At 62.4% G+C, this 26,516-nt stretch carries 28 protein-coding genes; 10 read left to right on the top strand and 18 right to left on the bottom strand.

Going from position 1 to position 26,516, the window contains the following annotated elements; genetic code table 11:
• Nucleotides 1-15: 15 nt before the first annotated feature.
• The 3 genes from SynA1562_RS03705 to SynA1562_RS03695 all read right to left on the bottom strand — a co-directional run bounded on the left by SynA1562_RS03705 (nt 16) and on the right by SynA1562_RS03695 (nt 2,809).
• Nucleotides 16-1,056, bottom strand: coding sequence for a long-chain acyl-[acyl-carrier-protein] reductase (locus SynA1562_RS03705; protein WP_186494793.1), 1,041 nt, complete (start codon nt 1,054-1,056; stop codon nt 16-18).
• Between the two features lie 114 nt (nt 1,057-1,170).
• Complete coding sequence (locus tag SynA1562_RS03700) at nt 1,171-1,890, bottom strand: aldehyde oxygenase (deformylating) (protein ID WP_186494792.1); 720 nt, start codon at nt 1,888-1,890, stop codon at nt 1,171-1,173.
• A gap of 76 nt (nt 1,891-1,966) precedes the next feature.
• Nucleotides 1,967-2,809, bottom strand: coding sequence for a creatininase family protein (locus tag SynA1562_RS03695; protein WP_186494791.1), 843 nt, complete (start codon nt 2,807-2,809; stop codon nt 1,967-1,969).
• A 74-nt stretch (nt 2,810-2,883) separates the two neighbouring features.
• Between SynA1562_RS03695 and SynA1562_RS03690 the strand changes: the two genes are divergently transcribed.
• The 4 genes from SynA1562_RS03690 (at nt 2,884) to SynA1562_RS03675 (ending at nt 6,489) form a co-directional block, all read left to right on the top strand.
• Entirely contained in the window at nt 2,884-4,131 is a 1,248-nt protein-coding gene (locus SynA1562_RS03690; RefSeq protein WP_186494790.1) for a S1 RNA-binding domain-containing protein, read from the top strand.
• Entirely contained in the window at nt 4,128-5,012 is an 885-nt protein-coding gene (locus SynA1562_RS03685; RefSeq protein ID WP_186494789.1) for a Tab2 family RNA-binding protein, read from the top strand. The genes SynA1562_RS03690 and SynA1562_RS03685 overlap by 4 nt, the downstream gene beginning before the upstream one ends.
• Before the next feature lie 11 nt (nt 5,013-5,023).
• Nucleotides 5,024-5,812, top strand: coding sequence for a peptidoglycan editing factor PgeF (pgeF, locus tag SynA1562_RS03680; RefSeq protein ID WP_186494788.1), 789 nt, complete (start codon nt 5,024-5,026; stop codon nt 5,810-5,812).
• Between the two features lie 80 nt (nt 5,813-5,892).
• On the top strand, nt 5,893-6,489 hold the full coding sequence (locus tag SynA1562_RS03675) for a hypothetical protein (protein WP_186494787.1): 597 nt from the start codon (nt 5,893-5,895) through the stop codon (nt 6,487-6,489).
• Between the two features lie 16 nt (nt 6,490-6,505).
• Here SynA1562_RS03675 and SynA1562_RS03670 read toward each other — a convergent pair whose 3' ends face one another.
• Genes SynA1562_RS03670 through hemH form a run of 6 tightly spaced genes read right to left on the bottom strand, consistent with a single transcriptional unit; the run spans nt 6,506 to nt 13,012 of the window.
• The gene (locus SynA1562_RS03670; protein ID WP_186494786.1) at nt 6,506-8,173 is read right to left on the bottom strand and encodes an NAD(P)/FAD-dependent oxidoreductase; all 1,668 of its coding nucleotides are present in this window, start codon (nt 8,171-8,173) and stop codon (nt 6,506-6,508) included.
• 22 nt (nt 8,174-8,195) lie between these two features.
• Nucleotides 8,196-9,386, bottom strand: a complete 1,191-nt coding sequence (locus tag SynA1562_RS03665) for an amino acid ABC transporter substrate-binding protein (RefSeq protein ID WP_255445720.1) — start codon at nt 9,384-9,386, stop codon at nt 8,196-8,198.
• A 33-nt stretch (nt 9,387-9,419) separates the two neighbouring features.
• Nucleotides 9,420-9,656, bottom strand: a complete 237-nt coding sequence (locus SynA1562_RS03660) for a GIVxVP protein (RefSeq protein WP_186494784.1) — start codon at nt 9,654-9,656, stop codon at nt 9,420-9,422.
• On the bottom strand, nt 9,649-9,996 hold the full coding sequence (locus SynA1562_RS03655) for a nuclease (RefSeq protein WP_186494783.1): 348 nt from the start codon (nt 9,994-9,996) through the stop codon (nt 9,649-9,651). The genes SynA1562_RS03660 and SynA1562_RS03655 overlap by 8 nt, the downstream gene beginning before the upstream one ends.
• Entirely contained in the window at nt 9,993-11,780 is a 1,788-nt protein-coding gene (gene ilvB, locus SynA1562_RS03650; RefSeq protein ID WP_186494782.1) for a biosynthetic-type acetolactate synthase large subunit, read from the bottom strand. Before ilvB ends, SynA1562_RS03655 begins: the two co-directional genes overlap by 4 nt.
• Before the next feature lie 56 nt (nt 11,781-11,836).
• Nucleotides 11,837-13,012 carry a ferrochelatase gene (hemH, locus tag SynA1562_RS03645; RefSeq protein ID WP_186494781.1) on the bottom strand — a complete coding sequence of 392 codons (1,176 nt, stop codon included), beginning with the start codon at nt 13,010-13,012 and terminating at the stop codon, nt 11,837-11,839.
• 72 nt (nt 13,013-13,084) lie between these two features.
• Between hemH and SynA1562_RS03640 the strand changes: the two genes are divergently transcribed.
• From SynA1562_RS03640 to cobO, 3 genes are read left to right on the top strand one after another with little or no spacing between them, the layout of a single operon-like run.
• Complete coding sequence (locus SynA1562_RS03640) at nt 13,085-14,239, top strand: site-specific integrase (RefSeq protein WP_186495293.1); 1,155 nt, start codon at nt 13,085-13,087, stop codon at nt 14,237-14,239.
• Nucleotides 14,240-14,273: 34 nt separating this feature from the next.
• Nucleotides 14,274-14,906 carry a class I SAM-dependent methyltransferase gene (locus SynA1562_RS03635; protein WP_186494780.1) on the top strand — a complete coding sequence of 211 codons (633 nt, stop codon included), beginning with the start codon at nt 14,274-14,276 and terminating at the stop codon, nt 14,904-14,906.
• Between the two features lie 22 nt (nt 14,907-14,928).
• A complete protein-coding gene (gene cobO / locus SynA1562_RS03630; protein ID WP_186494779.1) occupies nt 14,929-15,594 on the top strand; it encodes a cob(I)yrinic acid a,c-diamide adenosyltransferase in 666 nt (221 codons plus the stop codon).
• An 18-nt stretch (nt 15,595-15,612) separates the two neighbouring features.
• Here the strand turns inward: cobO and SynA1562_RS03625 are convergent, their stop codons facing one another.
• Nucleotides 15,613-15,807: a hypothetical protein gene (locus SynA1562_RS03625; protein WP_186494778.1), complete on the bottom strand. Its 195-nt coding sequence runs from the start codon at nt 15,805-15,807 to the stop codon at nt 15,613-15,615.
• Between the two features lie 83 nt (nt 15,808-15,890).
• Between SynA1562_RS03625 and pyrH the strand changes: the two genes are divergently transcribed.
• Genes pyrH through SynA1562_RS03610 form a run of 3 tightly spaced genes read left to right on the top strand, consistent with a single transcriptional unit; the run spans nt 15,891 to nt 18,334 of the window.
• Nucleotides 15,891-16,604 carry a UMP kinase gene (pyrH, locus tag SynA1562_RS03620; protein ID WP_186494777.1) on the top strand — a complete coding sequence of 238 codons (714 nt, stop codon included), beginning with the start codon at nt 15,891-15,893 and terminating at the stop codon, nt 16,602-16,604.
• A 39-nt stretch (nt 16,605-16,643) separates the two neighbouring features.
• On the top strand, nt 16,644-17,192 hold the full coding sequence (gene frr / locus SynA1562_RS03615; RefSeq protein WP_186494776.1) for a ribosome recycling factor: 549 nt from the start codon (nt 16,644-16,646) through the stop codon (nt 17,190-17,192).
• A gap of 8 nt (nt 17,193-17,200) precedes the next feature.
• Nucleotides 17,201-18,334 carry an NAD(P)/FAD-dependent oxidoreductase gene (locus tag SynA1562_RS03610; RefSeq protein WP_255445718.1) on the top strand — a complete coding sequence of 378 codons (1,134 nt, stop codon included), beginning with the start codon at nt 17,201-17,203 and terminating at the stop codon, nt 18,332-18,334.
• On the opposite strand, the gene SynA1562_RS03605 is transcribed toward SynA1562_RS03610, so the two are convergent.
• The 8 genes from SynA1562_RS03605 to SynA1562_RS03575 all read right to left on the bottom strand — a co-directional run bounded on the left by SynA1562_RS03605 (nt 18,331) and on the right by SynA1562_RS03575 (nt 26,497).
• The gene (locus tag SynA1562_RS03605) at nt 18,331-19,812 is read right to left on the bottom strand and encodes a deoxyribodipyrimidine photo-lyase (protein WP_186494774.1); all 1,482 of its coding nucleotides are present in this window, start codon (nt 19,810-19,812) and stop codon (nt 18,331-18,333) included. The two genes, SynA1562_RS03610 and SynA1562_RS03605, sit on opposite strands and share 4 nt — an antisense overlap.
• 53 nt (nt 19,813-19,865) lie before the next feature.
• Complete coding sequence (locus tag SynA1562_RS12960; RefSeq protein WP_255445717.1) at nt 19,866-20,756, bottom strand: MFS transporter; 891 nt, start codon at nt 20,754-20,756, stop codon at nt 19,866-19,868.
• Nucleotides 20,704-21,255, bottom strand: a complete 552-nt coding sequence (locus SynA1562_RS12955; protein ID WP_255445716.1) for a PucC family protein — start codon at nt 21,253-21,255, stop codon at nt 20,704-20,706. Before SynA1562_RS12955 ends, SynA1562_RS12960 begins: the two co-directional genes overlap by 53 nt.
• Nucleotides 21,256-21,318: 63 nt before the next feature.
• The gene (locus SynA1562_RS03595) at nt 21,319-21,702 is read right to left on the bottom strand and encodes a cyclic nucleotide-binding domain-containing protein (RefSeq protein WP_186494773.1); all 384 of its coding nucleotides are present in this window, start codon (nt 21,700-21,702) and stop codon (nt 21,319-21,321) included.
• 14 nt (nt 21,703-21,716) lie between these two features.
• Nucleotides 21,717-22,889: a transaldolase gene (locus SynA1562_RS03590; RefSeq protein WP_186494772.1), complete on the bottom strand. Its 1,173-nt coding sequence runs from the start codon at nt 22,887-22,889 to the stop codon at nt 21,717-21,719.
• A gap of 48 nt (nt 22,890-22,937) precedes the next feature.
• Nucleotides 22,938-24,743 carry a penicillin-binding protein 2 gene (locus SynA1562_RS03585; protein WP_186494771.1) on the bottom strand — a complete coding sequence of 602 codons (1,806 nt, stop codon included), beginning with the start codon at nt 24,741-24,743 and terminating at the stop codon, nt 22,938-22,940.
• Nucleotides 24,743-25,231 carry a hypothetical protein gene (locus SynA1562_RS03580; protein WP_255445715.1) on the bottom strand — a complete coding sequence of 163 codons (489 nt, stop codon included), beginning with the start codon at nt 25,229-25,231 and terminating at the stop codon, nt 24,743-24,745. Before SynA1562_RS03580 ends, SynA1562_RS03585 begins: the two co-directional genes overlap by 1 nt.
• 3 nt (nt 25,232-25,234) lie before the next feature.
• Nucleotides 25,235-26,497, bottom strand: coding sequence for a CPBP family intramembrane glutamic endopeptidase (locus SynA1562_RS03575; protein WP_186494770.1), 1,263 nt, complete (start codon nt 26,495-26,497; stop codon nt 25,235-25,237).
• Between the last annotated feature and the right edge of the window lie 19 nt (nt 26,498-26,516).

Raw genomic sequence — 26,516 nt, 5'->3', positions numbered from 1 at the left:
CTGGCTCTCCGAGGGTCAGGCAGCGGTGGCCTGCAGGTTGGGATGGAGGTTCAAGGTGCTGAACCCATGGCGGACCGATGCCGCACCAATGAAATCCATCTTCTCGAGGGTGATGTTGTTGCGTCCCCAGCTGAAGTTGGTATGGCAGCGCTCAAACTCGAGCAGCATGGCTTCGGCAAAGCAGGCAAACATCTGGCGCTGCGGCCGCTCCATCTCGGCGATGGCCATCATCGACCAGCCGATGTCGCGGCAGAACTCAACGATTCCACCCTTGAGAACGTGGATGCCACCACCGGCGACCTTGGTATTGAGATTTTTGGGATAGCCCCCATCAATCATCAAACAGGGCTTCTTGAGGCTGTCTTGATCGATCTCAAGGGTGCGGGGCATGCTCGCCACCCAGACGACCACATCGGCCTCAGGCAGGGCTTCATCGAGCGACAGAATTCGTCCACCTCCCAGTTCCTGCTGAAGATCGAGCAGCGGTTGCTGCTGACGCGCCACTAGCAGCAGCTCACCAACTCCGGTGCGTGCCTGCAGCCAACGACAGACGGCTGAGCCGATATCACCAGTGGCACCTACTACGGCCACCTTGGCTTTGCTGAGGTCAATGCCAAGGGTTGGAGCGTTGTTCTCCACCTGACGGCAGATCACCCAGGCCGTGTGGGTGTTTCCGGTGGTGAACCGCTGCCAATCCAGGGTGGTGCTCCGCACTGTCTGGTGCTGCAGGAGGTTGAAATTCTCGAAAATGATCGAGGTGAAGCCGCCCAGGGCAGTGATGTTGATGCCCTTCTTCTGGGCAAGTTCCATCGCGTTAAGAACCTTGCGCCGGGCCGTTTTGAAGCGGCTCAGCATCTCGGGCACGAAGCAGGAGTCGATGTAGGCACCCTCGATGGTCGTTCCTACAGGACTAGTGACTTTCACGTGCTCAACGAGCTGCGGAGGTGCACTGCACCACACATCTAAATCACCATCGGCGATGTGATCGAACCCGAGTTCCATCGCCTTGCGGCGGGCAGCCTCAAAACTCGTTGAATGTCCGATCAGACCAAACATGTCTTACCGCTGACGTCTCAAAGAACACCTCGAACGACCATGCTCCCATGGCAACCGGTATCGACGGCAACGTGCCTGTCGATAAACCGGCGAATGATCAAGCCCTGAAACGGCTCAAACAGCAAGCGCTGCTGCTGCCATGCGGGCGATGTCGCGGGAGGTGAAGCCGATTTCACCCAAAGCTTCCTGATAAGCGATCAAGAAGTCTTCGATCAGGTCTTCCTTCTCCATGTGAAGGACAGCAGCATCAGCAGCCACGTCTTCGAGCATCGAGCGGATGAGTGGAAGATTGGCTTTGTTGGCCTCAAAAAGCTCATCTTTGCTGGCCTCGAAGTTGGCCTTCAGCCATTCCTGGCCGTAATTGAGGTGGGTGTACTCATCCTTCACCACACCCTCAGTGATTTTGCGGGCGAAGGGATCGGCCACAGGGATATAGATGTGATACGCGGAAATGGCGAATGCTTCGATCAACAAGGCCTGAATCAGCAGGCAAGTGACCACCTTGCCCTCTTTGAGAGCAGCCTGAAAATTGCCGTGAAGGGGTTCGAAGAACTTCTTGGCGAAAGGCAGATCGGCTTCAACGCCAAGGTTGCGACCGCAGGATGTGAAGCCCTTCATGTGCTTCATCTCCATCCGTGCCAGACGCTTGAGCTCCTCGGCCTGCTCGGGGATCAGTGTTCCAAGGGAGATGTAGTTGTCGTGGGCTTCCTGCTCGCCCTCGATCACGATGGCGTTGATCCGGCTGTAAGCGTCCTTGTAGGCAGCAGTCGTGAAATCCGGCAGTGCGTCCTGGCCCTCCAGCACGGGTGCTTCAGGTGCATTGAGGGTAGTCATAGGACGCTGTCCACCACGTTCAGTGGGACCGACAATAACCAGTGCCCCAAGAGTTGGGGACACATGCGTCCAAGGTTCAGGACGTGGGCGTGATCTTGGACGGTTTGGAGAGAAGGCTTTGGGTGGGTGGCCAGTCGCTGGTCAAAAGGGCCTGAAAACGCTTCTGCCAGTGGTTGATCAAGCGATCTTCCAGACAACGTCCCAGATCTGCTGAGGCCTGGCGGGCATCCCCGATCACCCCCGTCGCGCTGAGATCGTCGGTGAGCCAAGCGCAGGGTGCCGCCCCTTCGAGGCTCCAACCCTCCGGCGGCTCCGGGGCGGAACCCGGCGCTGGACGTCCATCCACCGGGCGGGCCGATCCCACCAGATCTGGAGCCATCTGGAGCATCAAGCTGGTTTCGGCTTGGCCGGCATGAAGACCATGGAGCAGCTCCTGCTCAGGCAACAGATCCGCCAGCCCCTCCACGCCACTCCAGAGGAAGCAGGGCAGAACGGCCAACGATGGGCAGCGAGCCCGCAGCTGTCGGGCTGCCACCTGCAGCAAACCGATCTGGCCGCCATGGGCGTTGAACAGAACAAGGCGCTGCACCCCCATCGCCGCCAGCTGCGTGCCCACCTGGTCGACCAGATCCAGAAGTAGAGGGGCCGAAAGGCTGAGGGTGCCGGGGAAGTTCTGGTGCTCAGGCGAAAAGCCGATGGCCTGACAGGGCAGTCGCCAAATCGGCAGAGCCGGCTCAAGCCCCCACAACACGGAATCAAGGATTCCGTCAGCAAAAACAGCGTCCGTCGAAAGCGGCAATTGGGGGCCGTGTTGCTCACAGGCTCCAAACGGCCAGATCACCGTGGCACCAGGTTGGCGGGCGGCATGACTGGCCTCGGGCCACGTCAGCTGATCAAATCGCTTGCGGAGCTGGTCCATGGAGTTGCACAGGCACGGGGGTGCTGATCCCAGCCCAGCCTGTCAAAATGAGCGATCGAAAAGCCCAATGGTCCATGCCCGCAGCCGGCAGCCCGCAGCCCAACCGCCCCAAGGCACCCAAGCCGGCAGCGACGAAACCGCTGCAGGTGATGCAGATCAACCGCCGCGAGGAGCAGGAAAAGCTGGCTCGGGAAGCGGCTGAAGCTCGGGCAGCAGCAGAGGCTGCGGCGGAAAAGGCACGCATCCTTGAGGAACGGGCGGGTCTCGCCACCCCTCCGCGACCGGTCCAGCAGGAACCCGCCTCGTCACCAGCAACGGATGACGACGCTCTGTTCGACATGGGCGGCATGGAAGGCATGACCATGGCTGACCTGATGGGTGCGCCGGATCAGCAACCCAGGAAAGAGCAGCGCAATCAGCCGCGCAGCGTGGACGACTTCGATTTCGATGAAGAAGCCTTCCTCGCCGCCCTCGACGAGAACGCTCCGGTTGGCACCACCGGTGAGGTGATCAAGGGCACGGTGATCGGCATCGAAAGCGATGGCGTGTACGTGGATATCGGCGGCAAAGCCCCCGGCTACATGCCCAAGAGCGAAGCGGGCCTGGGCGTTGTGACCAACTTCCGGGAGCGCTTCCCCAAGGGCCTGGAGGTTGAAGTTCTGGTGACCCGTGAGCAGAACGCTGATGGGATGGTCACGATCAGCTGTCGCGCCCTTGAGCTGCGCAAGAGCTGGGACCGAGTGAAGGAGCTGGAGAAACAGGGGAAAGTGGTTCAAGTCATCGTCAATGGCTTCAACCGCGGCGGGGTCACCTGCGATCTCGAAGGGCTACGCGGCTTCATTCCCCGCTCTCAACTTCAAAACGGTGAAAACCATCAGGAGCTGGTGGGCAAGACCCTGGGCGTGGCCTTCATCGAGGTGAATTCGGAGACGCGCAAGCTGGTGCTGTCCGAAAAGCGGGCTGCTGTTGCGGAACGCTTCCAGGATCTGGAGGTGGGCCAATTGGTGGAGGGCCAGGTTGCTGCGGTGAAGCCCTACGGCCTGTTCGTCGACCTCGGTGGCATCAGCGGACTACTGCACCAATCAGCCATCACCAATGGCAGCCTGCGCTCGATCCGTGAGGTGTTCGACCAGGGCGACCGAGTGTCGGCCCTGATCACGGAACTGGACCCGGGCCGCGGACGGATCGGCCTCAACACTGCCCTGCTGGAGGGGCCTCCTGGCGAGCTGCTGATCGAAAAAGACAAGGTGATGGCTGAAGCCGCCGATCGCGCCAGCCGCGCCCAGAACACCCTGAAACAGCAGGAGCAATCCGCCGGATGAGCACTGCTGCCCTGACAGCCGCTGAAGACTGGGAACTCGACTTCTACTCCCGACCCATCCTTGAGGCCGATGGCCGCAAGCGCTGGGAGCTGCTGATCACCTCCACTCCCGCCGCAAGTGGCGATGCAGAGCCATTTCGCTTCGCCAAGGTGTGCCCCTCTGGTGATGTGAACTCGCTCTGGTTGAGCCAAGCCCTGGCTGAAGCCAAGGAAGCATCCGCCAGCGGGGGCTGGGGTTCTCCAGTGCGCTTGCGCTGCTGGCGCAGTTCGATGCGCACCATGGTGCAGCGCGCCGCAGCCGAACAAGACCTCGAGGTGATTCCCAGTCGCCGCACCTTCGCCCTGCTCGACTGGCTTCAACAGCGCGAGAGGGAGGTGTATCCCGAGGAGGAGGGCTTCATGGCGGGCCCATTGGCACCGCCGCCGGCTCCCGTTCCAACCCCACCGGTGCCCCTGCCGGAGGAAGTTCAAGGAGATGCCTGGAGCTGGGCCGCCCTGCCGGCGAGCCTGCTGCTGGAGGCATCGGAATGGCCGATGAGTTTCAGCGGTCTGCTGCCGGTGCCCGATGGCATCGACCCCGAGGCCTCTGTTCCTGGTCTGCGCCTGTTCAGCCAAAGCCGCTCCCTTGCCATGGCGGGCTGGTTGGGGGGTCTGGAACCCGTGCGGATGATCGTTGAAGACCGCCAGCTGGTGCTGGAGGCTGGTCAGGACGACCGCTGGCTGGTGAGCGACCTGGAGCCAGGCATCGCCGCTGAAATCGCCGAAGCCCTGGCCACTTCGCAGCAGCAGGTGCGCGGCCTCCAATTCATCGCCATCCAGTCCAGCCCCGAAGAACAGACCTTCGGTGGTTTCTGGATGCTGCGGGACATCCCCATGGCCTGATTGCAGGGCTGATGAAAGACGGGCCATTTGATCGACCAGACAGCCGCTTCAACACGTTGAAGGGCTGGACCTGGATCGGTTGTTACGGGGGCTATTACCTCCAGAGCGATCTTCTGCACGATCAGGGGTTCGAGCACGGCTTTTTCACCCGGCTCTGGCACGGCCGTGGACCTGATGAACTGGCGGGATACGTCAGCGCCGGCATCAGCATCCACCGGCCCCAGCAGATTCATAGTGGGATCGTCCTCAACGCCAGCGACGCCCTTCAGGATCCCTGGCCTGAGGCCGATGGCCTGGTGAGTGATCGCGGAGGCCAGAGCCTCTGGGTGTGCGGCGCCGACTGCACCCCGGTTCTGATCGCCGATCCCCGCACCGGGCATGCCGCGGCCTGTCATGCCGGTTGGCGTGGGGTGGCGGCTGGAATCCTGATCACGGCCCTGAATCAATTGGTAGAGCGGGGTGCGCAGCGGGAGGATCTGGTCGTTGCCCTGGGTCCGGCTGTCAGCGGCCCCTGCTACCAGGTGGGCGACGAGGTGGTGGAGGCCGTCAGCGCCGCGATCCCCGACGAGGCCTCGTTATCCGAGGCCGGGGCCCTGTTGCCGGATGAGCAGCCGGGGCGGCATCGCCTGGACATTCGAACGGCCGCCAGAGTGCAGCTCAAGGGCGCGGGAATCCTCAGCGAACGGATCGCCCACTGCCCGCTGTGCACCGTCAGTGAACCCGAGCTGTTCCATTCCTGGCGACGGGATCAGGTGAAAGCCGTGCAGTGGAGCGGGATCGTGGCGCAAGCGCCAACCTGATCCCGCCGGTTTCGATTCACTGGCAAAACCTGACTTGCCTCCGAATGCAAGCCAGTGTGAATTGCCTCTCAACTTGCACGATGTTCAAAGCGATCCTCGGCCTCGGCTTGGCCAGTGCAGCCGCCATGGGTGCCTTGATCTCTGGAGCTGCCACCGCGGAAGCCAAGCCAGCGGTGATGTCAGAAACCATCCGTGTGAGCGAGGTGAAAGCTGCCCAGAACGCTTGGTGTGATGCACTCATCAACATCAGCAAAACCCATGCTGAGGGAGGTTTGGCCAAATCCAAACCCCTGGCCGGCGACGTGATCGATGCTGCCTACGGCTACCAGTTCGGCCCTGTGGCCTTCAAGCCCACCTGGGCCAAAGGTGACGTGACCTTCCGCGACACTCGCGCTGGTGCTGTGTCCTATTTCGTAGGAGACGATCCCAGCTTTGCTGACCCCGGCTTTGCCATTGGGACGCCCGGCGCGAAGCGCAGCCCCTGGGTGAAATGTGAGCCCGAGATTTTCGTCATCCAAAGCTTCGGCAACACCGCCAATGCGATGGGCTGGGTGCACATTGAGGCAGCTGATGGCACCACCAGCAAGGTCGACAAGACCTTTGGCTACGTGCGAGATGACGCAGGTGCCCTGCGAATCGTCGTGCATCACTCCTCGACCCCCTTCGCTGGCTATTGATCACCGAAAGGAGGGGTCAAGAGGACGGGGAACTCGTGTTCAGGATTTGGATGGCCAATGCCTCAGCGGCACGAATGCCATCAATTCCAGCCGACAGGATGCCGCCGGCGTAGCCCGCCCCTTCACCGGCCGGCACCAGCCCCTTCACATTGAGCGATTCCAACGCCTCATCCCTGGGAATCCGCACGGGCGATGACGTGCGGGTTTCCACTCCTGTGAGCACTGCATCGGGGTGGTCGTAACCCTTCAGCTTGCGGGCAAATACCGGCAACGCCTCCCGCAAGGCCTCAACGATGGGAGGTGGAAGCAACGCATCCAGATCGGCGGGGTGCACGCCCGGCTGGTACGACGCTGCGATGGCACCAAGACGGGTGGAGGGACGGGCAGCCAGGAAGTCCTCCAACCGCTGCGCCGGTGCGGCATAACTGTTTCCACCCAGCCTGAAGGCGCGCGCCTCCAGCTCCCGTTGAAGGGCAATCCCCGCCAACGGATCCCCGAGGAAGCGTTCAAACGGCGCCAGGTCATCGGCGTCAAGAGCCACAACCAAACCGCTGTTGGCGTTGCGCTCGTTGCGGGAGTGCTGGCTCATGCCATTGGTCACCACCCGGCCTTCCTCCGAGGTTGCGCCAACCACAAATCCCCCGGGACACATGCAGAAGCTGTAAACGCAGCGGCCGTTTTCGGCGTGGTGGACCAGCTTGTACTCGGCTGCACCGAGACGCGGATGGCCCGCCGCCTCTCCCCAGCGGGCTGCGTCAATCAGATGCTGCGGATGCTCAATCCGCACACCCACGGAAAACGGTTTGCGCTGCAGCTGCACACCGATGTGCTCCAGCATTTCAAAGCAGTCGCGCGCAGAATGACCGGGGGCCAGCACCAGATGGCGGCAGGGAATCTCCGTTCCATCGGCCAGCACCACTCCATCGAGTTGATGCGGCTTCCCAGCGCTGCTGTCGCTGAGCTGAAGGCGTGTCACGCGACTGTTGAAACGCACCTCACCCCCGAGGGCTTCAATCCGTGCTCGCAGGCCTCGCACCACGGTGGCGAGTTTGAAAGTGCCGATGTGGGGACGGTGCAGCGTGAGGATCTCCTCGCTGGCACCACAGGCCACCAGCTCCTCAAGAACCTTGCGGCCGTAGTGCTCGGGATCACTCACCTGGCTGTAGAGCTTGCCGTCGGAGAAGGTGCCGGCTCCGCCCTCACCGAATTGGGCATTGGATTCCGGGTTAAAGGGGCTGGTGCCCCGCCAGAAGCCGAAGGTGTCTGCGGTGCGTTGCTTCACAGCCTGACCCCGCTCCAGCAACAGCGGGCGAAAGCCCATCTGCGCCAACAGCAGAGCAGCGAAATAACCGCAGGGGCCCGCCCCCACCACCACCGGCCGATCGCCCGCATCCAAGGGGAAGCCATCCGGGGCATGACCCACAGACCGGTAGCGGGTGTCTGGGGCGAGACGCACCCGGCCTTTGTTACCGATCCGCCGCAACAGGGCGGCTTCCCCCTTCACCTGAACGTCCACGCTGTAGATCAGCTGAATCCGGTCGCGGCGCCGGGCATCAACACTGCGCTTCACCAGGGTCTGACCCAGAAGACGATCCGCAGGGATCCGCAAACGCTGGAGCACCGCTTCCTGCAGCGCTTCCTCCCCATGGTCGAGGGGCAGCTTCAGTTCACTCAGGCGCAGCATCTCTAGGTCATCTCCCCAGACCTCATTCGATCAGACCGGCCAGGGCCTGGCCCGATGGTGCCTGGCCGGCGCGAAAGCGGGAATCGCTGGCCACGGCCTTGAGACGCAGACGCTCGCCGCGGCGACGCTGATCAAAGGCCTGGCAAATCGGAACGGCTTCCTTCTGATCGGGGTCCACCCACCCCATCGCATCGATGCCCCCGTCAGCGGACCTTGGCCAAGGGGCTGCATCGGCCAGGGCCAACAGCCGCGCCGTATCAAAACCCGCACCCGCGAGCAACGATGGAGCCTTGCCGGTGAACTGCTTGAAATCCTGTTGAAACTCAGCCCAGCCCGCACCACGGGCTGGGTGCTGCAGCCCAAGCTGTTGCCAGGGCACCGCGGGCGCATCCTGCAGATCCTCCGCCTCGCTGAGCCAAATCCAGTTCGGCGCCTGCGGTGCACCACCACCGAAACGCCCCTGCTGCTGCTCAGCCCGCAGCTCTTGCGAGAGAGGGCCGTTTGGAGCATCAGCCACCACAACGGTGGGCACCCAAGACCAGGCCATGTCGTCCTTGAACCGTTGCAGACGCGCGTCGTTGCTGGGATCCACCCGCTGAACCGACTGCGCTTCGTAGCTCTCAACAATGCCGCCAGCGGCATTGAACAGCTCCACAAAGGCATTGGAGCTGGTGGACTCAAGGGCAGAAGGGTCCTCAACCACCATCGCCCGTCCCCAGCCGGCCTCCATGGCCGCCGCCACCATCGCCTTCAGATCCTCCTGACGGGAGGGGACAAGCGGCCAGAGCCGTTCACGGCCTTCCAGCCCGCGCAGGGTGTCCAGCGACTGCCCCCGCTGATAGGGGAGAAGCACGGTGAGATCCCGCTCATCTGCCACGGCGGCGTAAGCCCGGAGATCCGCAGACGGGGGAGCCACCAGCAACTTGAGCTCCATCGAGGGCATCAACTGAGGAGCGGGAGCGTCGCCGGAGTTGCTCCCATACCAGGCAACCTGCGGGAAGGGCTCACCACAAGCCTCCACTGATGCCTGGCCCAGACGAAAGCCCTGGAGGAAGTTGTGTCGCAATTCAGCATCGCGGTGCCCCATTGGCAGCAGCACCGCCAGCCTCGGGCGACTGACGCCACTGGCGACGATCGACTGGCAGCCGATCAGCGTGGCTGCAACAACACTCCACGACAGCCAAGGCCAACGTCGCCACTCAGGCTTCGACATGGGATCGGAGGGAAGCAACCCGATCCCCGCAAATTAGGGAGAGGGGTCGGACTCGTCTGGTTTTGTCACAGAGGTCTCAGTCCCACCCTCTGAGCCGCCACCCAACTGGGACAACCAACCCGCCAACAGCAAGCCAACACCGATGCCGATCGCGAGGGTCCGGTTTTCAGCTGCAGCGCCCTGGCCCCAGGCCGCTGTGGCAAGAAAGGCACCCCCCAGAAGCAAGCAGGGCACCAACACAATGCCCCGGGCAATGCGGTTATCAGCCATCGACCCCACAGCTGTTGCTGGCCAGACCAGCGGCAATCAAGCCAGTGCTGAGGTCACCCTCAGCACCAATCGGGGTCACCCGAGCCATCAGCTGGCCCTCGCTGGAGCCGACCGGCCGCAGATTGACCTTGCGACGACGCGGCAGCTCCTGACGCAGCCATGCGGTGGCCTCGGCTTCCTGGCTCGGATCAACGGAAGCACAGGCCAGGGCAACGGTGTAGGTGCGGTTGCGATCTCCAACTTGCAACAGTGAGCTGCTGCGCACCTGAAGCACCTCAGCGGCCTGTACCGGCACGGCCCAAAGCAGCAGCAGAAGGCCGATTAAGACGAGACGAATCAAGAGGTCGGAGCGTTGAGAACCGGCATGGGAGCCGGTAGGCCCACCATTTCAGCATTGCTTTTGCCCGGGGGAACCATCGGATAGCAGTTCTCACCACGACGCACGTGGATGTCGATCAACATCGGACCGGGGGCCTTGAGCGCCGCCTCGAGATCACGCTTCAACGACTCCCGCTCGCGGATGTGCACGCCGTCGACTCCGAAGGAGCGGGCGAGAGCCACGAAGTCCGGCATGCCATTGAGCATGTCGGAAGCGGAATAGCGCTCCTCGTAGAAGCTCTCCTGCCACTGGCGCACCATGCCTTGCCAGTGGTTGTTCACGATCACCACCTTCACTGGGAGGCCATAGGCCGCCAGGGTTCCCAGCTCCTGAATGTTCATCAGGATGCTGGCGTCACCTGCGATGCACACCACCTGACGATCGGGGCAAGCCACCTGGGCGCCCATTGCGGCCGGCATGCCGAAGCCCATGGTGCCGAGACCGGCACTGCTGATCCAGCCCCGGGGCCCATTGCGCAGGTACTGGGCCGCCCACATCTGGTGCTGGCCCACGTCCGTGGTGACGATGGCATTGGGGGCCAACTCGCGCACGGCAAGTAGCACCTCCTGGGGGAAGAGGGGGCCTTCGGTGGGAGGCACCGTGAGGGGATAGGTCTGTTTCCACTCAGCGATGCGTGCCAACCAAGCGGACGTGCGGGGTTGCACCTGCTGCTGCATGCTCAGCTCCACCAACCGCGCCACGCTCAGGCCCAGATCACCGAGCACCGCCACATCGGGGCGCCGGGTCTTGCCGATTTCGGCCGGGTCAATCTCAAAGTGGATCACCTGCGCCCGAGGAGCAAAGGTGTCGAGCTTTCCGGTCACCCGATCGTCAAAACGGGCGCCAACAGCAATCAACAGATCGCATTCGGTGACAGCGAAGTTGGCATAGGCCGTGCCATGCATGCCGAGCATGCCCACCGAAAGGGGATCGTTTTCATCGAAGGCACCCTTCCCCATCAAGGTGGTGGTGACGGGGATCTGATACCGCTCCGCAATCACCCGCAGGCTGTCGTGAGCACCAGCTGAGATCGCACCACCGCCCAGATAGAGCAGGGGACGCTCTGCTTCGGCGATGAGCTCAAGCGCCGAAAGGATCGGTTCATCCCGGGGGGGCTGAGGCTTGCGGAAGCCTTTGGGAACAATCGATCCGGGCTCAACAGGCACATAATCGAACATCTCCTGGCCAACATCCTTCGGGATATCAATCAACACGGGGCCCGGACGACCACTGGCTGCAATCAGAAAGGCCTGGGCAACGATGGAGGCGAGATCGGCCGGATCACGCACCACCCAGGAATGTTTCACGATCGGCAGGGTGATGCCGAAGATGTCGGTCTCCTGGAAAGCATCAGTGCCAATCGCCGGACGCGGCACCTGACCGGTGATCACCACCATGGGCACCGAGTCCATCTGGGCTGTGGCGATACCGGTCACCAAGTTGGTGGCACCAGGCCCCGACGTGCCGAAGCAAACGCCCACCTTGCCGGTGGCGCGCGCATAGGCATCGGCCGCGTGGGTGCCGGCCTGCTCATGCCGCACCAGGATGTGCTTCACCCAGCCCTCGCTCTCGGCGATGTGGAGTGCGTCGTAAATCGGGAGAATCGCGCCGCCGGGGTAGCCGAAAATTGTGTCGACGTCATGGCGCCGCAACGCATCCATCAGGGCAGTCGCCCCAGACATTTTCTGACCACCGTGACCGGCCTGCTGCCCAGTGACGGCCGAAGACGCTGAGGTGAGAGTCACAGAGGCGACGGGTCAATGACCCTCAAGGTTAAGGGCCCGTAGCTCACCTGGCTGGGTCAGAGCAGACCGAGTGCATGCAGCGGCCCTTGACCACTGATCAGCTCGAGCAAAAAGGCTGAAAAACCAACCATGGCCAGACGGCCGTTCCAGACCTCAGAGCTGTTGTTCCAACCCCATTCCCATTTTTCCTGGGGATAGAGCTTCACTTTGTTGGGCAGCTCTGCCGCCGCATCGAGACTCACCTCAGGGCCCTGCAGGCTTGTGGCCACGAGATCCGCCAAGCCTTCGATGAAGGGGGCGTAGGTGTCGAGAGCGCGCACGCGGCGGAAATTGACCACACCGGCTTCGGTGGCCAACTCCCGGTATTCGATGTCGATCTCCTCGAGCGTCTCAATGTGTTCGCTGACGAAGCTGATCGGCACCACCACCAGATCGTTGGTCTTGGCTTGACCCAATTCCTCAAGGGCCTCCTCGGTGTAGGGCTTGAGCCACTCCACGGGGCCCACACGGCTTTGGTACGCCAGGGTGAAGGGATTGTCGTGACCCACCTGAACGGCCAGCTCCTTCATGATCAAGCCCGTGCAGGTTTCGATCTCCTTCTGATAGGGGTCGCCAGCCTCTTCGACGTAGCTCTTCGGCACACCGTGGGCACTGAAGAAGACATGGGCCTTGGTGGGATCGTCGCTGTTGCGCACCTCTGTCGCGATCAGCTCGGCCATGGCCTTCACATAGCCCGGATGGTCAAACCAGCTGCGGATGCAGCGAATCGGCAGCTTCTCAAATGCGGGATCCGCCTGACGAAGGCGCTGCAGCTCGCGGAAACTGGATCCACTGGTGCTGATCGAAAAATGGGGGTAGAGGGGGAGCACCACCACCTCATCCATGCCATCAGCCTTGATGTCCGCCACGGCGGATTCCGTGAACGGATGCCAGTAGCGCATGGCCACGTAGCTGGTGGCATCAATGCCGCGCTGACGCAGCAAGCTCTGGAGTTCACGGGCCTGCTGCTCAGTGATGCGCCGTAGCGGCGATCCGCCACCGATGGAGCGATAGGCCTCCTGCGACTTGCCACTGCGCAGGGTGCTGATCAACCAAGCCAGCGGTTTCTGCAGCGCAGGACTGGGAAGCCGAATGATCTCGGGATCGGCGAACAGGTTATAGAGAAACGGGCCAACGTCCTGGATACGCTCCGGGCCACCCAGGTTCAGCAGGACGACACCGACGCGAGACATACCGATCAGAACGGTTTTCGGGGGTTGAGCGTAGCCGCCACGGACGCGATCCTTGGTTCCAACGACACATTTATGGAGCTCAAAAGTGCGCTGGAGACCGCCAATGCGCAGCTGGCGGCACAGGGGTCACGCCTGCGCATCGAACAGCGGGGTCGGCGCCTGAACCTGCGCGGGTCTCTGCCTTTGCGTGGGGATCCGAGCCGGAACGGCTTGCAACGGATCAGCCTGGGGCTGATGGCCGATGCAGCCGGACTGAATCAGGCCCTCAGCACCGCTGCCCTTGTGCAGCTGCAACTGGAGCAGCGCAGTTTTGATTGGGCGCTCTGGTCGGCCTCCACGTCTGCAGCCACGGCCAGAGGACGTTCGATCGGGATCCAGGCCGCCATCGAGGGCTTCGAAGCAGCCTTTTTTGCCGACCCGCGTCGACGCCGTTCCCCGGCGAGCAGTCGCACCACCTGGACCAGTGCCTACTTGCCCTACCTCAGGCGACTGGCACGTCAGTGCGGTGATCAGCCGCTGGAGCCAGCGCTGCTGATGCAGACGCTGACCAGTTACGACGACGGCAGCCGCAGCCGGCAGCAGTGCGCCACGGCCCTGGCCGCCCTGGCCCGTCACCTGGAGCTGCCCTTACCGGAAGACTGGCGCCAGGAAGCCAGCGGCTACGGCCTGCACCGTGCCCGGTTCCGCCAGCTGCCCACTGATCCACAGATTCTGGAGGCCGCAGGCCGCATCCCCAATCCACAGTGGCGCCTGGCCTTTGCCCTGATGGCCACCTACGGCCTGCGCAACCATGAGGTGTTCTTCTGCGATTGCTCCTCGCTAGCGCCCGGAGGAGATCGGGTGTTGCGGGTGCTGCCCACCACCAAAACCGGTGAGCACCAGAGCTGGCCCTTCCATCCCGACTGGGTCGAGCACTTCGAGTTGCGAGAGCTGGCGGAGAACCCAGCCGCTCTGCCGGCGATCCAGACCGATCTGCGTCGCACCACCCTGCAGCAGGTGGGACGGCGGGTGAGTGAACAGTTCCGCCGCTACGACCTGCCGATCACCCCCTACGACCTGCGCCACGCTTGGGCGGTGCGGACCATCCACGTCGGCCTACCGGACACCGTCGCCGCCAGGATGATGGGCCACTCGGTGACGATCCACACCCGCACCTATCACCACTGGATCACCCGGCGTGACCAGCAGCAGGCGGTGGATGCAGCCCTGGCCCGGCAACCGGCCTGACGTCACCCTGTCTGCCCTTCTTTGCACATCAACGATGACCTCATTTCTGAGGCCGCTGGCCTACCGCTACCGCTGGATTTACGACACGGTCACGGCGGTGTCATCGCTGAGTGTGGGTGGGGTGGAGCGCCTGCGGGGCCTGGGGCTCGAAGCGGTGCAGCCCCATCTCAAGCCCGGCGCGGCGGTGCTGGATCTCTGCTGCGGCAGTGGCGAAGCAGCAGCCCCTTGGCTGGCGGCGGGCTTTGCCGTGACGGGGATCGATGTCTCCCCCCGCGCCCTGGATTTGGCCGCTCAACGCCACCCCAGCCTGGAGCGGGTGGAGGGACTGGCCGAAGATCCGCCTCTGGCCGATGCCAGCTTCAGTGCCATCCAGCTGAGCGTGGCCCTGCACGAATTCCCCCGCAGCGATCGGAAACGGGTGCTCCGTAGTGCCCTGCGGCTGCTGGAACCGGGCGGCTGGTTGGTGCTTGTGGATCTGCATCCAGCCGGAGCTTGGCTGAAGCTTCCCCAACAACTGTTTTGCGCCCTGTTTGAAACCGACACCGCCACCGCCATGCTGGAGGACGACCTGCCCACCGAGCTGGAGCAACTCGGGTTCAGCAGCGTGAGCCAGGAGCTGCTGGCGGGCCGGGCCCTGCAACGCATCACCGCAACGCGGCCTCGATAAAACCAACAACGCCTCTTCCTCCATGAGCACGAACGACCTCGATCAATCCGCCGCAGAGCTGGGCATGGGGGGCAAGCTCGCCCCCGAAACCGACGACGCCGGTTACCGCAAACGGATGGAGCGGCGCCAGCAGGTGCAGAAGCAGCGGGTGGAGGAACGCAGCAAAGAGAAGGGACTGGTGCTGGTGTTCACCGGCCAGGGCAAAGGCAAAACCACCGCCGGGCTTGGGCTGGTGCTGCGCACCCTTGGCCATGGCGAGCGGGTGGCCATTGTTCAATTCATCAAGGGAGGCTGGGAACCCGGCGAAGCACGGGCACTGCAGGCCTTCGGTGAGCAGGTGAGCTGGCATGCCCTGGGGGAAGGCTTCACCTGGGAGACCCAGAACCGAGAGCGGGATCAACAACTGGTGGAGGAGGCCTGGCAGACAGCCCTGGGCTACCTGAGCGATGCCAGCGTGAAATTGGTGCTGCTCGACGAGCTGAATGTGGCCTTGAAACTGGGCTACATCGAGGCCGGTACGGTGATCGCCGGATTAAACGAGCGACCGGAGCTCACCCACGTTGCGGTAACCGGCCGGGGCGCACCAGCTGAGCTGGTGGAGCGGGCCGATCTCGTGACTGAGATGACCCTGGTGCACCACCCCTTCCGCGAACAGGGGGTGAAGGCCCAAGCGGGGATTGAGTTTTAAGGGTTGAACAACCCAGCCTTAGGCCGCTTCAGCCGCGTCGAGTTCGTCTTGCAGATGACGGGTGGCCGCGGTGAGCACCGACAGCCCACTCACCAGTAGAGCGCGGTGAACAACAGGCTCACGCCAACAGTCCGGATCCTGGCTGGCGCGTTCCAGGGCTGAGAGTGTGAGACGGGCCATCACACCGCTTTGGGTGGCATCGGTCTCTGGCATCTAACAGCCGCAATTTCCCCATCCAAGCGGCGATCAGGGGCTTATGCCAGTGCTTGCTACTGTCAAAAGGATCTGGACCGTAGATGACCTACACACGCGTCCTGCTGAAACTCAGCGGCGAAGCTCTGATGGGATCTCAGGGCTATGGCATCGACCCCGCCATTGTTCAGTCGATTGCTTCCGACGTGGCCAAGGTGGTGGCCAATGGCACCCAACTGGCGATCGTTGTTGGCGGAGGCAACATCTTCCGCGGCCTCAAGGGTTCTGCAGCGGGAATGGAACGGGCCACAGCTGACTACGTCGGCATGTTGGCCACGGTGATGAACGCCATCACCCTTCAGGATGGTCTCGAGAGGGCCGGCGTTCCCACCAGGGTGCAGACCGCCATCGCCATGCAGGAAGTGGCGGAGCCCTACATCCGCCGTAAGGCCATTCGGCACCTGGAAAAAAACCGGGTGGTCGTGTTCGGCGCCGGTTGCGGCAACCCCTTCTTCACCACCGACACCACAGCGGCCCTGCGGGCCGCTGAAATCAATGCCGATGTGGTGTTCAAAGCCACCAAGGTGGATGGGGTCTACGACAAGGACCCGGCCAAGCACGCCGATGCGGTGAAGCACTCTCAGCTCAGCTATCAGGATGTGCTGAGCGGCGAGTTGGGAGTGATGGACAGCACCGCCATCGCTCTCTGCAAAGACAACAACATCCCGATTGTTGTTTTCAACCTGTTTGAACCTGGCAACATCGGCAGAGCCGTAGCCGGGGAACCGATCGGGTCCCGCATCGGCGACCCCGCCTAACAAAGCCTCCCAGTACGCACGCCTCCTCCCTCAGCAACCATGTCGACCCAGGACCTCGAAGCCAGCATGCGCAAGTCGGTGGAGGCCACCCAGCGCAACTTCAACACCATCCGCACCGGCCGGGCCAATTCCTCACTGCTGGATCGCATCAGCGTGGAGTACTACGGCGCCGAAACCCCGCTGAAGTCGCTGGCCACGCTGTCGACTCCTGATTCCCAGACGATCCAGATCCAACCGTTCGACATCAGCGCCCTGGCTTCGATCGAAAAAGCGATCGCCATGAGCGAGCTGGGCTTCACCCCCAACAACGACGGCAAGATCATCCGCATCAACGTGCCGCCCCTCACCGAGGAACGCCGCAAGGAGTTCTGCAAGCTGGCCTCCAAGTACGCCGAGGAAGGCAAGGTGGCTCTGCGCAACCTGCGCCGCGACGCGATCGACAAGATCAAGAAGCAGGAAAAGGAGGGCGAGTTCTCAGAAGACCAGAGCCGCGATGAGCAAGACGACGTGCAGAAAACGCTCGACAAGTTCATTGCTGAACTCGAGAAGCATCTGGCCAACAAGGAAGCCGACATCCTCAAGGTGTGAGCAACGGAGTGGATCGGACCCGCGATGTTCTGATCGTCGGGTCCGGGGCCGCTGGTGGTGCGGCGGCCGTGCATCTCGCGTTAGCGGGCCATGACGCCCTAATGCTTGAGCGCGATTCGGAGCCGCGGATCAAACCCTGCGGCGGCGGAATGGCGGCCTCAGTGCAGCAGTGGTTCCCCTTTTCCCTGGAGCCAGCAGTGGAGCAGGTGATCCGGAAGGTGGACTTCAGTTGGTGCCTGGAGGATCCGGTGGTCGCCGAGCTGCCCGGCGATGCACCGTTCTGGATCGTGCGCCGCGAAAGGCTCGATCAACTGCTTTCAGACCAGGCCATTCAGGCGGGAGCTGAACGCCTTTCAGGCGTTGAGGTCAATGACATCCGTCGTCATGGCGACGTCTGGCACGTCACGGCAACCAATGGACGCCATTGGCAGGGGAAGGCCGTGGTGATCGCCGATGGTTCGGGGTCCCCTTGGCCCCAACGGCTCGGCCTAGGAGCCAAACAACCCCAGATGGCCACCACCATGTCGGTGCGGCTGGAGGGGCAAGGCAAACTCAACGACGGCAGCACTCGCTTTGAATTCGGCCTGGTGAAACAGGGCTTCGCCTGGGCCTTTCCTCTCGCAGGTGGTGTGAACATCGGTGTGGGCAGCTTCATCGGCAAACAGGACGCCGACCCGGAGCAGGTGCTGGCTCAGCTGTTGCCGGATCTGGGCTTCGCCGCCGATGCCGGGATCCGGCAACGGGGGCAACTGCGGGTGTGGAACGGCCATCACCGTCTTGATGGCAACGGCATTGTGGTGGTGGGCGATGCAGCATCGCTGTGCGACCCCTTTCTCGCGGAAGGGCTACGCCCTGCCCTGATGAGTGGCTGCGAGGCGGCTCGACATCTGAACCGATGGCTCAAGGGCGAGAGCCGGGATCTGCGGGGCTACAGCAGCAGCATGCGAGAGCGCTGGGGTGAGTCGATGGCCTGGGGTCGGCGCATTGCCCAGGTGTTCTATCGCTTTCCCGGTGTGGGATATCAGCTGGGGATCAAGCGGGCCACCGCACCACGGCGGATTGCTCAGATTCTCTCCGGGGAGATGGGCTATGGCGACATCGCCCAACGGGTGATCAAACGGCTTCTGCTGCAGCGCAACTAAAGACCGAGGCTGAGCTGCTGGCTGCCGTTGTCGGGTGGCTGAGGTTGGCGCCGGCGGCGGCGAGCCGTTGTTGGCTTCAATCCCGCCTTGCGGGAGCCATGCTTGCGCTGAATCGCATCGGCATGACGATCAAAACCGGCCGATCGGCGAATGTCCCAGATGCGATCTTTGGCGTCCTGCATCGATGCGGTGACATCAACAATCGGTACAGGCATGCCACCCCCCAGCATCCAGGGCTCATGAATGTGAATCGTGGGCACATCCTTGAGTTCAGGGCACCACTGACGGATGAACAGCCCCTGGGGGTCGTGGTCCATGCCCTGCTTGATCGGGTTGTAGATCCGAATCGTGTTGATCGAGGTGCTGCCCGACTGCATCTGGCACTGGCTCCAGTGAATGCCGGGCTCGTAGTCGACGAACTGGCGCGCTAAGTGCAGGCCACTATCCCTCCAGGGAAGCCAGAGGTTGTAGCTGGCAAAAGACATCAACAACGCCCGCATGCGGAAGTTGATCCAGCCATGGGCCCGCAAGGCGCGCATGCAGGCGTCCACAAAGGGCACACCCGTACGACCTTCGCTCCAGGCCGTCAAACGCTCGGCGTCCGCTGCGCGAATGCCCCGCATGAACGGATGGAAATCGCTGAATTCAATCGCCGGCTGATCCTCCAGCTTCTGAATGAAATGGCAGTGCCAGTGCAGCCGTGATTCAAAGCTGCTGACGCCGCGGCCGCTGTGGGTGCGGCTGGTCTGCAGCACTTCCCGCATTGAGAGACAACCCCACGTGAGATAGGTCGACAGGCGCGAACAACCTGTGAATGCCGAGTTGGGGCTCGACATCGACCGTTGATACCGCTGGGCACGGTGCTGCAGAAAGTCGTTCAACTCCTCCAGGCCGGAAGAACGCCCGCCGATCTGACGCTGCGGACACGCATCCGAAAGCAGCTCTGAACAGGGGCGCTCCGGGATCACTCCATGATCAATGCCATCCAGCGCTTGCAATGCGGCCGGCACGGGTGTGATGGGCTCCGTCATCTGAACCTCCCAGCGTTTGGCCCAGCCATTGCGGCTGCGCATCCGGCGCGTCACCCCGAACTGCGGGAGTTCCATCCAGGCGATGCCATGCCGACGGGCCCAGGCGCCAACGCGTTTGTCGCGCTGGTACGTCCAGCCATTGCCGGTTTCCTCATGGCTCCACAGCCCATCGATACCGAACTGACGCCGGGCCCGCTCCAGCACCTGCACCACATCCCCAGCGCGAACCACCAGGGGTTGGCCCCGATCCGCTAGGGCCTGGCGCAACTCCAGCAGCGACTCCCGGCAAAACATCCACTGCCGCTCGGACGCATCGGGCTGCCGCCACAACTCCGGCTCGACCACATACAGCGGCAGCACCAGACCCCGCTCCACAGCAGCCGCCAAGGGCCGGTGATCAACGATGCGCAGATCACGCTTGAACCAGACGATCTGCAGCGCTGCCATTCACTGCAATAAAGGGAACCCGGTTCTAGTGGATCCTGAGCTCCAGCCAAGCTTCAATCCACTGCCATTTCAATGACATCGGAAAAGCGGGTTTTCACCGTGTTGCGGAAAGCCACCACATCCAAACGGCGCGTCATCAATGCGGCACCCAGAAAACAGACCATCTGCAGGCCAAACACTCCGCCATAGGCAGCGAACAAATCACCACCGTTCCAGGCTTTCAACAAGGTGAGCAGACCGCCTCCACTGATGGTGGCCAGGCCGCAGGAATAGGAATAGCCCGCCCCCCAAACACCAAGCAGAAAGCCGGTGCGTCCAGGTTGCACAAAGCTGAACATCAAGGTGAGGCAGGCATTCATGCACACCCCAAGCGACAATCCAAACAATCCAACGGCAGTCCGCAACAGGGGGATCGACTTCTCAGAGCCTGCCCAAAGCATCAACAGCAAAGCCAAAGCAGCCAGCACCGCACCCACCCGGGCCGTTCTGATGTTGCCGACACGCTCAATCAACCAGAAGCCACTCAGACCCAGGCCAGCAAAGAAGCCCAGGGCAATCAACACATTCAGCGCTGTGGTGCCACAGACACTCATGCCAAAGACGGCGGCGCCGTAGGGCTCAAGCACCGCATCGTTGAGGAACATGCTGAAGGTGAACAGGCACAGCACCCCGAGGAAGCGCCCGGCCTGAGGGATGGTGCGCAGTTGCAACAGCAACTGGGGCAAAGCCAACCGCTGAGGAACATCGGGGGGAACCGGCCCTGCAGGCAGCATCAAGCCCGTGGTGCGGCGTTCCACGCCAAAGACCGATACCAGGCCAAGCCCCAGCAGCAGCAGCGGCGTCACCAGCGAAAGACGCTCCAAACCAGCCAGCACCGATGTTCGGCTGGCATCAGCCGCACAGGCACTTCCGAACACCTGATTCACCAGAACACTTCCCAGCAACACCCCCCAGGAGACGCATCCCCCACACCACCGACAGCAGCCGCGGCCGTTCGGCTTCCGTGGTGCGATCAGCAATCAAGGCTGAAAACGCCGTACCACCAGCGGCAATCGCGGTACCAATCCCAACAAAAACCAGGATCAACAGACCCATCAGCAGGCCATTCAGCTCACCGCCGGAGGCTTCCATGCTGATGGCCAAGCGCAGCACCAATTGGCAGGCCACACCGAACAACAGTGCAATCGCCACAGTGCTGCTGACGATGAAGGGCGTGCGCCGCAGCCGGCTGATGGGGATGCGATCGGAACGATGACCGAACCAGGCACGGGTGAACCCCATCAACTGCTGACCACCAACGGCGACAGCCGCCAGCACCGCCGGGACCTGGATGTCTTGAATCAACAGACGATTGAGAAGTCCCAGGATCAGGACGCCAAGAATCCCCAGGCTGAGCTGGAACAACCCCAACTGCATTGCCAGACGCAGGGGACGGCTGTGCACCGATCCGGTCTCAAAACTTGCGGAATTATGCCGTTTTCGCTTGGAATACCGAGCCGCCCGCGATCATCCGTCAGCCAACTTGATGTCCCGCAAACGGGCATCAATCGATGCGAGGAGTTGCACAGCGAACATCGGCGTCTCTTGCACCGCAAACAGGAACTTGTCGCGGTTCATGGCAATCAAACGGCAATCATTGGTGGCCGTGGCGGTGCTCAGACGCTGATGGTCCTCCATCACCAAGGCCCCTGCGCCGAAGACATGACCCACAGGGATGTCTTCATGTCCCTCATGACCTGCTGAATCGATCCAGGTGAGCCGCACCGATCCCTCCAGCAGGCCGTACATGCAGGTGCCGGTTTCGCCGGTACGAAACAGCACATCACCCTGACTCAGATGAATCACTTCGGCCTTGCTGGCCAAAGCACGCATGGTGTCGAGCGCATGCATGGAACCAGCGCGACTCAGACCGAGGTCAGAGTCAGCGCTGCGCCAAAACCTTGACGCACGTCCTCCTGAGAGATCAGACCGTCGTGGTCCTGATCCAGGGCATCAAAAATGGCATCGCTGCCGAGCCATTCATCGCGGGTGATCGAGCCATCGCCGTTCATGTCGTTAAGCATGAAGATCTCGGAAACGGCATGGCGGAAGGCAGATCCACCCTCCAGTTCGGCCAGACGATGGGCCAGTTGATGCTCCAGGGTTTCAATGGCCTTGCTGAAGCCTTTAATGCCCTCGGTGAGTTTGTCGCTGGCCATCCGATCGTCCTGCATCAGTGCATCAAAGGTGGCGCGATCGACGTGGATCTTGGCTTCGCCATCGGTGGGATGGGTGGCATCCAATTTCTGGGTCAGCACAGCATCAGTCTCACGGAGCTGATCCAGCAACTTCGGTGAGATCGTGAGCAGATCGCAACCGGCCAACTCCGTGATCTCATCAATGTTGCGGAAGCTCGCCCCCATCACCTCCGTGCCATAGCCGTGGGTTTTGTAGTAGTTGAAGATCTTGGTCACAGAAATCACACCCGGATCCTCAGGCCCGGGGTAAGAATCGCGTCCGGTTTCAGCCTTGTACCAGTCCAGGATGCGCCCGACGAAGGGGGAGATCAGAGTGACGCCGGCTTCGGCACAGGCAACGGCCTGACCGAAACCAAACAGAAGGGTGAGGTTGCAGTGAATCCCCTCTTGCTCCAGCACCTCGGCGGCTTTGATGCCTTCCCAGGTGGAGGCAATTTTGATCAGAACGCGATCGTTGCTGATGCCGGCATCGTTGTACAGACGAATCAGCTTGCGCCCTTTTTCAATCGTGGCGTCGGTGTCAAAACTCAGGCGAGCATCCACCTCCGTTGACACACGGCGGGGAACAATCTTGAGAATCTCCTTACCGAAGATCACACTGATCTCATCCAGAGCTTCCCGCACCACATCTTCCACCGCTGCATCGCTGCCCATCAACTTGCGCGATGACCGCAAAGCCTCATCAATCAGGTTCTGATAAGCCGGAATCTGTGCAGCAGCCAGGATCAACGACGGGTTGGTGGTGGCATCCCGAGGGGTGAACTTACGGATCGCCTCCAGATCACCCGTGTCGGCAACGACCACGGTCATTTGTGAAAGCTGATCGAGCAGGCTGGCCATGATGTACGACGGCTCAATACCCGTAACGTAGCCGCGCTTTTTAATGCGTCAGCTGTTCAAAAGCTTGTTCAATTCAGCAGGTTTTGAGGGGGCGATGCGCTCAACAACCAGCAAGGCATCAATGATCTGTTTGGCGACAGGAACGGCAACTGTGGAGCCATAGGCGTGTTCACCTCGGGGCTCATCCACCACCACAAACACCACGTAACGGGGATCCTCAATCGGCAAGGTGGCCACGAAGCTGCAGATCTTGGCTCCTGGGAGATAGATCCCATTCAGGGCCTTTTGCGCCGTACCTGTTTTGCCACCAATTCGGTAGCCGGGTGTTTTCACTCCCTTGCCACTGCCCTGATCCACCACCGATTCCATCCACTGGAGCACCGTGCGCGTGACCTCCGGGTTCAGCAACTGCTGACCACTGGGTGCCGCCGCAGGAGCCAAGGCATCACCCGAGCGGAAGCCACGGGTGATGTGGGGACTGATCAACTTGCCACCATTGGCCAGCATTCCGTGCAGCTGCACCAGCTTGAGCGGTGTGAGAGAAAACCCCTGACCAAAGGCCGTCGTCGCCGGCTCGATCGGCTGACTGGTGAACTGCTTCTTGCTCTTGAGCTGACCAGCCACCGCACCAGGGAGGTCAGTGTCGGGACGCTGATTGATGCCAAGACGCTCCATCCAGTTCCAGTAGGCGTCGTCGTCGAGACGCCGCATGGCCTGGACCATGCCGACGTTGCTTGAAACCTGCAGCACAGTGGCGAAGTCCACCAAACCATGGGCTTTTTTGTCGTGGTTGTTGATCGGCCAACCACCGACCATCAGCTTGCCCACGTCATTCACCCGATCCGTCGCCTGAATGGCGCCGTCCTGGAGGGCCAGAGCCAAGTTGATCGGCTTGAACGTCGAGCCGGGTTCATAGAGATCCTGAACGGACCATTCCCGAAATCGCCCTGTGGGGAAATCCCAGTAGCGGTTGGGGTCATAGGTGGGTGTCGATGCCAGCACCAACAACTCACCATTGGTGGCATCCATCACGATTGCGGCGCCCTTCTGGGCTTTCCACTTGGCAACCTGCTCAGCAAGAGCTTTGAGCGCCACCTGCTGGAGCCTGGAATCCAGCGTCAGCTGCAGGCGCAAATCATCGCCATAGAAGGATCCCGGAGCGAGGTTGGCCGGCAACGGCGTGCCATCAGCACCCCGGCGGAGGTATCGGGTTTGCTCATGGCGAGCCAGATCACCATCACGGCTCTGCTCAAGACCCGCTTGAGGTTGCCGCTCCGCATTGAGGAAGCCCACCACGTTGGCGAACAACGACGCCTGGGGGTAAACCCGCTGGGGATAGGCCTCCAGATCGAGACCACTGATTCCGAGGGCCCGGATGCGATCAGCCGTTTCCGGATCCAGCTCCTCAGCCAATTTGATCCCTGAGGCCTGGGTTCCCATGGCCTTGAGCAGCGCAGGTGCGGGACGCGCCAAGGGATCGGCCAACACCGCCGCCACATCTTCGGCAGGGCGGACGAGATTGGGGTCATCTCCCGGCATGTTGAAGTAGCGGGGATGGGCCCAGAGCCGGAAGCGCTTTTCATCCATCGCGACCAAGCGGCCAGTGCGATCGACGATCGGACGGCGTTGCCCCAAGGGTTGGGTGCGCTGCGTCTGCAGCTGACGGGCACGCTGCTCAAGGTCGGGGGCTTGCACCAACTGCAGCCAGGCCATGCGACCCACCAACCCCAACAAACCTGCCGACAGGATCCAGAAGATGATCCAAAGCCGCTTGGGGGGAACCTGGGTCAGAGGCACGACCCGCGCGCGGGAGCTGCGCGAACGGATGGGTCGACGCCCTGACACCCGCGTCATCAGTAGCCGGCCCGAATGGGCTGATTCCCCAGGGCCTGCAGCGATGCCATTGGGGAGGAGGCGGACGCTTGCAATGAGCCCGGATCGGGGCGATCAAGATGCACCAGATTGGCGACCTGCGTTGGCACCAGGCGGTTGGGCTGCTGAGAACCCAGCAAGAGATGCTGTTCCATCACAGCGGTTGATTCCGTCAACCGGTGCGCCTGGGTGCGGGTTGCCTCCAGCAGGCGGAAGGCCACAGTCCAGCGATGCTGCCAGTGCAGCGTGAGGCCGGCCAGAACGGCAACCGCCGCAATCAATCCCAGCAGCGTGCCGTCCATCAGGCGATGGAGCCCTCCAAGGAGAGGGGAGCGTCGTGCAATGCGTCCGGAGGACAGTGACCCTTGAATCAGCTCGAAAGCCGTGGTCGATGCACGCTGTTCCGGAGCGGCAACCACCGGGATCACAGGCGAATAGGCCAGTGAACCACCTGCAGAAAGGCGGGGCAAGGCTCAGAGCAGCAGCAGGTTCAGGAAGGTCACGGCGTTCCACAGCCCATGCATCAACACCGAGGGCCACAGGCGTCCGCTGCGGAGCCGCACCAAACCAAGCCCAACCCCCAACACCATGAGCGGTGCCAACTCGCCAACACTGATGTGGGCCATGGCAAACAACAGGCCACTGAGCAGGACCCCCGGGAGGGGACCGAGCTTGGTCGCCAACACCGGCAGCAAGGCACCGCGGAAGATCGTCTCCTCAAACAACGGCGCCAGCACAACCGCGGTGAGAGCAAGCAAGCCCAGAGCAAGCGGATCACGGCTGCCCAGCACCAACTCCAACAGCGGATTGCTGCCCCCGGGGTCCCCCACCAGGCGCACGAGCAACCACCCCGTGAGCATCACCACCGGCGTCACCATCAACCAGCCCGTCATTGCATCCCGCAGAGCGGAGAACAGCGGCCGCACACGCCACTGCATCCATCCCCCCAGCGGTGCCCTCTCCCTGGGCAGCGAACGCACTTGCCGCCAGAGGATCAGCAAGCTCGGCAGCGCCATCACGCCGTAATTGATCACCACGCTGACGGCTTCACGACGAGGGCTGCCCAGCCCCGCCGTCAGTGCACCAACCAACGGGAACGCCACCAGCGGAACGCCAACGGCACTGATCACCACAAAGCCACCCGCCACCAGCAGGGCCATGTCGACCAGGGTCAGCTCCGGCCCCTGAACATCGGGCCAGGCCATCAGACGACCTCGCAGCAGACGCCAGGCCTGACCGAGCAGCAGCAGGCCACCGAGCAGAGCCGTCACCAGGGGCAGCACCGTGCTGAGGGCCAAACGGAACGCCGCTTGCCCCGCGGCAGCAGCATCGATGCAGAGCGTCGGATCAGCGGCGCCTGCTTCGCACTGGAGCTGCTGGAGCAAAGGATCGTCGCCACCGCGTTCGAGATCCGCTGATACGGAACCTTGCCCTTCCAACAGCAGGAACATTTGTTGCTGCCGTTCAGTGCGCTCTTCTGCGCTGATTCCCTCAAGGGCCTTGCGCAGCGCCTCCCGCGGCGCCTCCCCCAGGAGGGCCTCCCGCAGCGGAGGCGGCACTGCTGGTTCGGCCAGAAGTGTCAGCTCCTGCTGCTGAAGGCTCAGGGCCGGTGCCACCGAAGGTCGCGAGAGGCTGTCAATCAAGCCGGACAACCAGATGAAACCGGCCAACGCGAGGGACAAGGCCGCCAGAAGTCCCTTCCAGCGCGGGGAAACCGGTTGTGGGGAACTGGGCACCAGCAGGCGTCAACTGCCC

The sequence above is a fragment of the Synechococcus sp. A15-62 genome (genome assembly GCF_014280075.1).
Classification (GTDB): Bacteria; Cyanobacteriota; Cyanobacteriia; order PCC-6307; family Cyanobiaceae; genus Parasynechococcus.
This window is presented reverse-complemented; position numbering and strand designations above follow the sequence as displayed.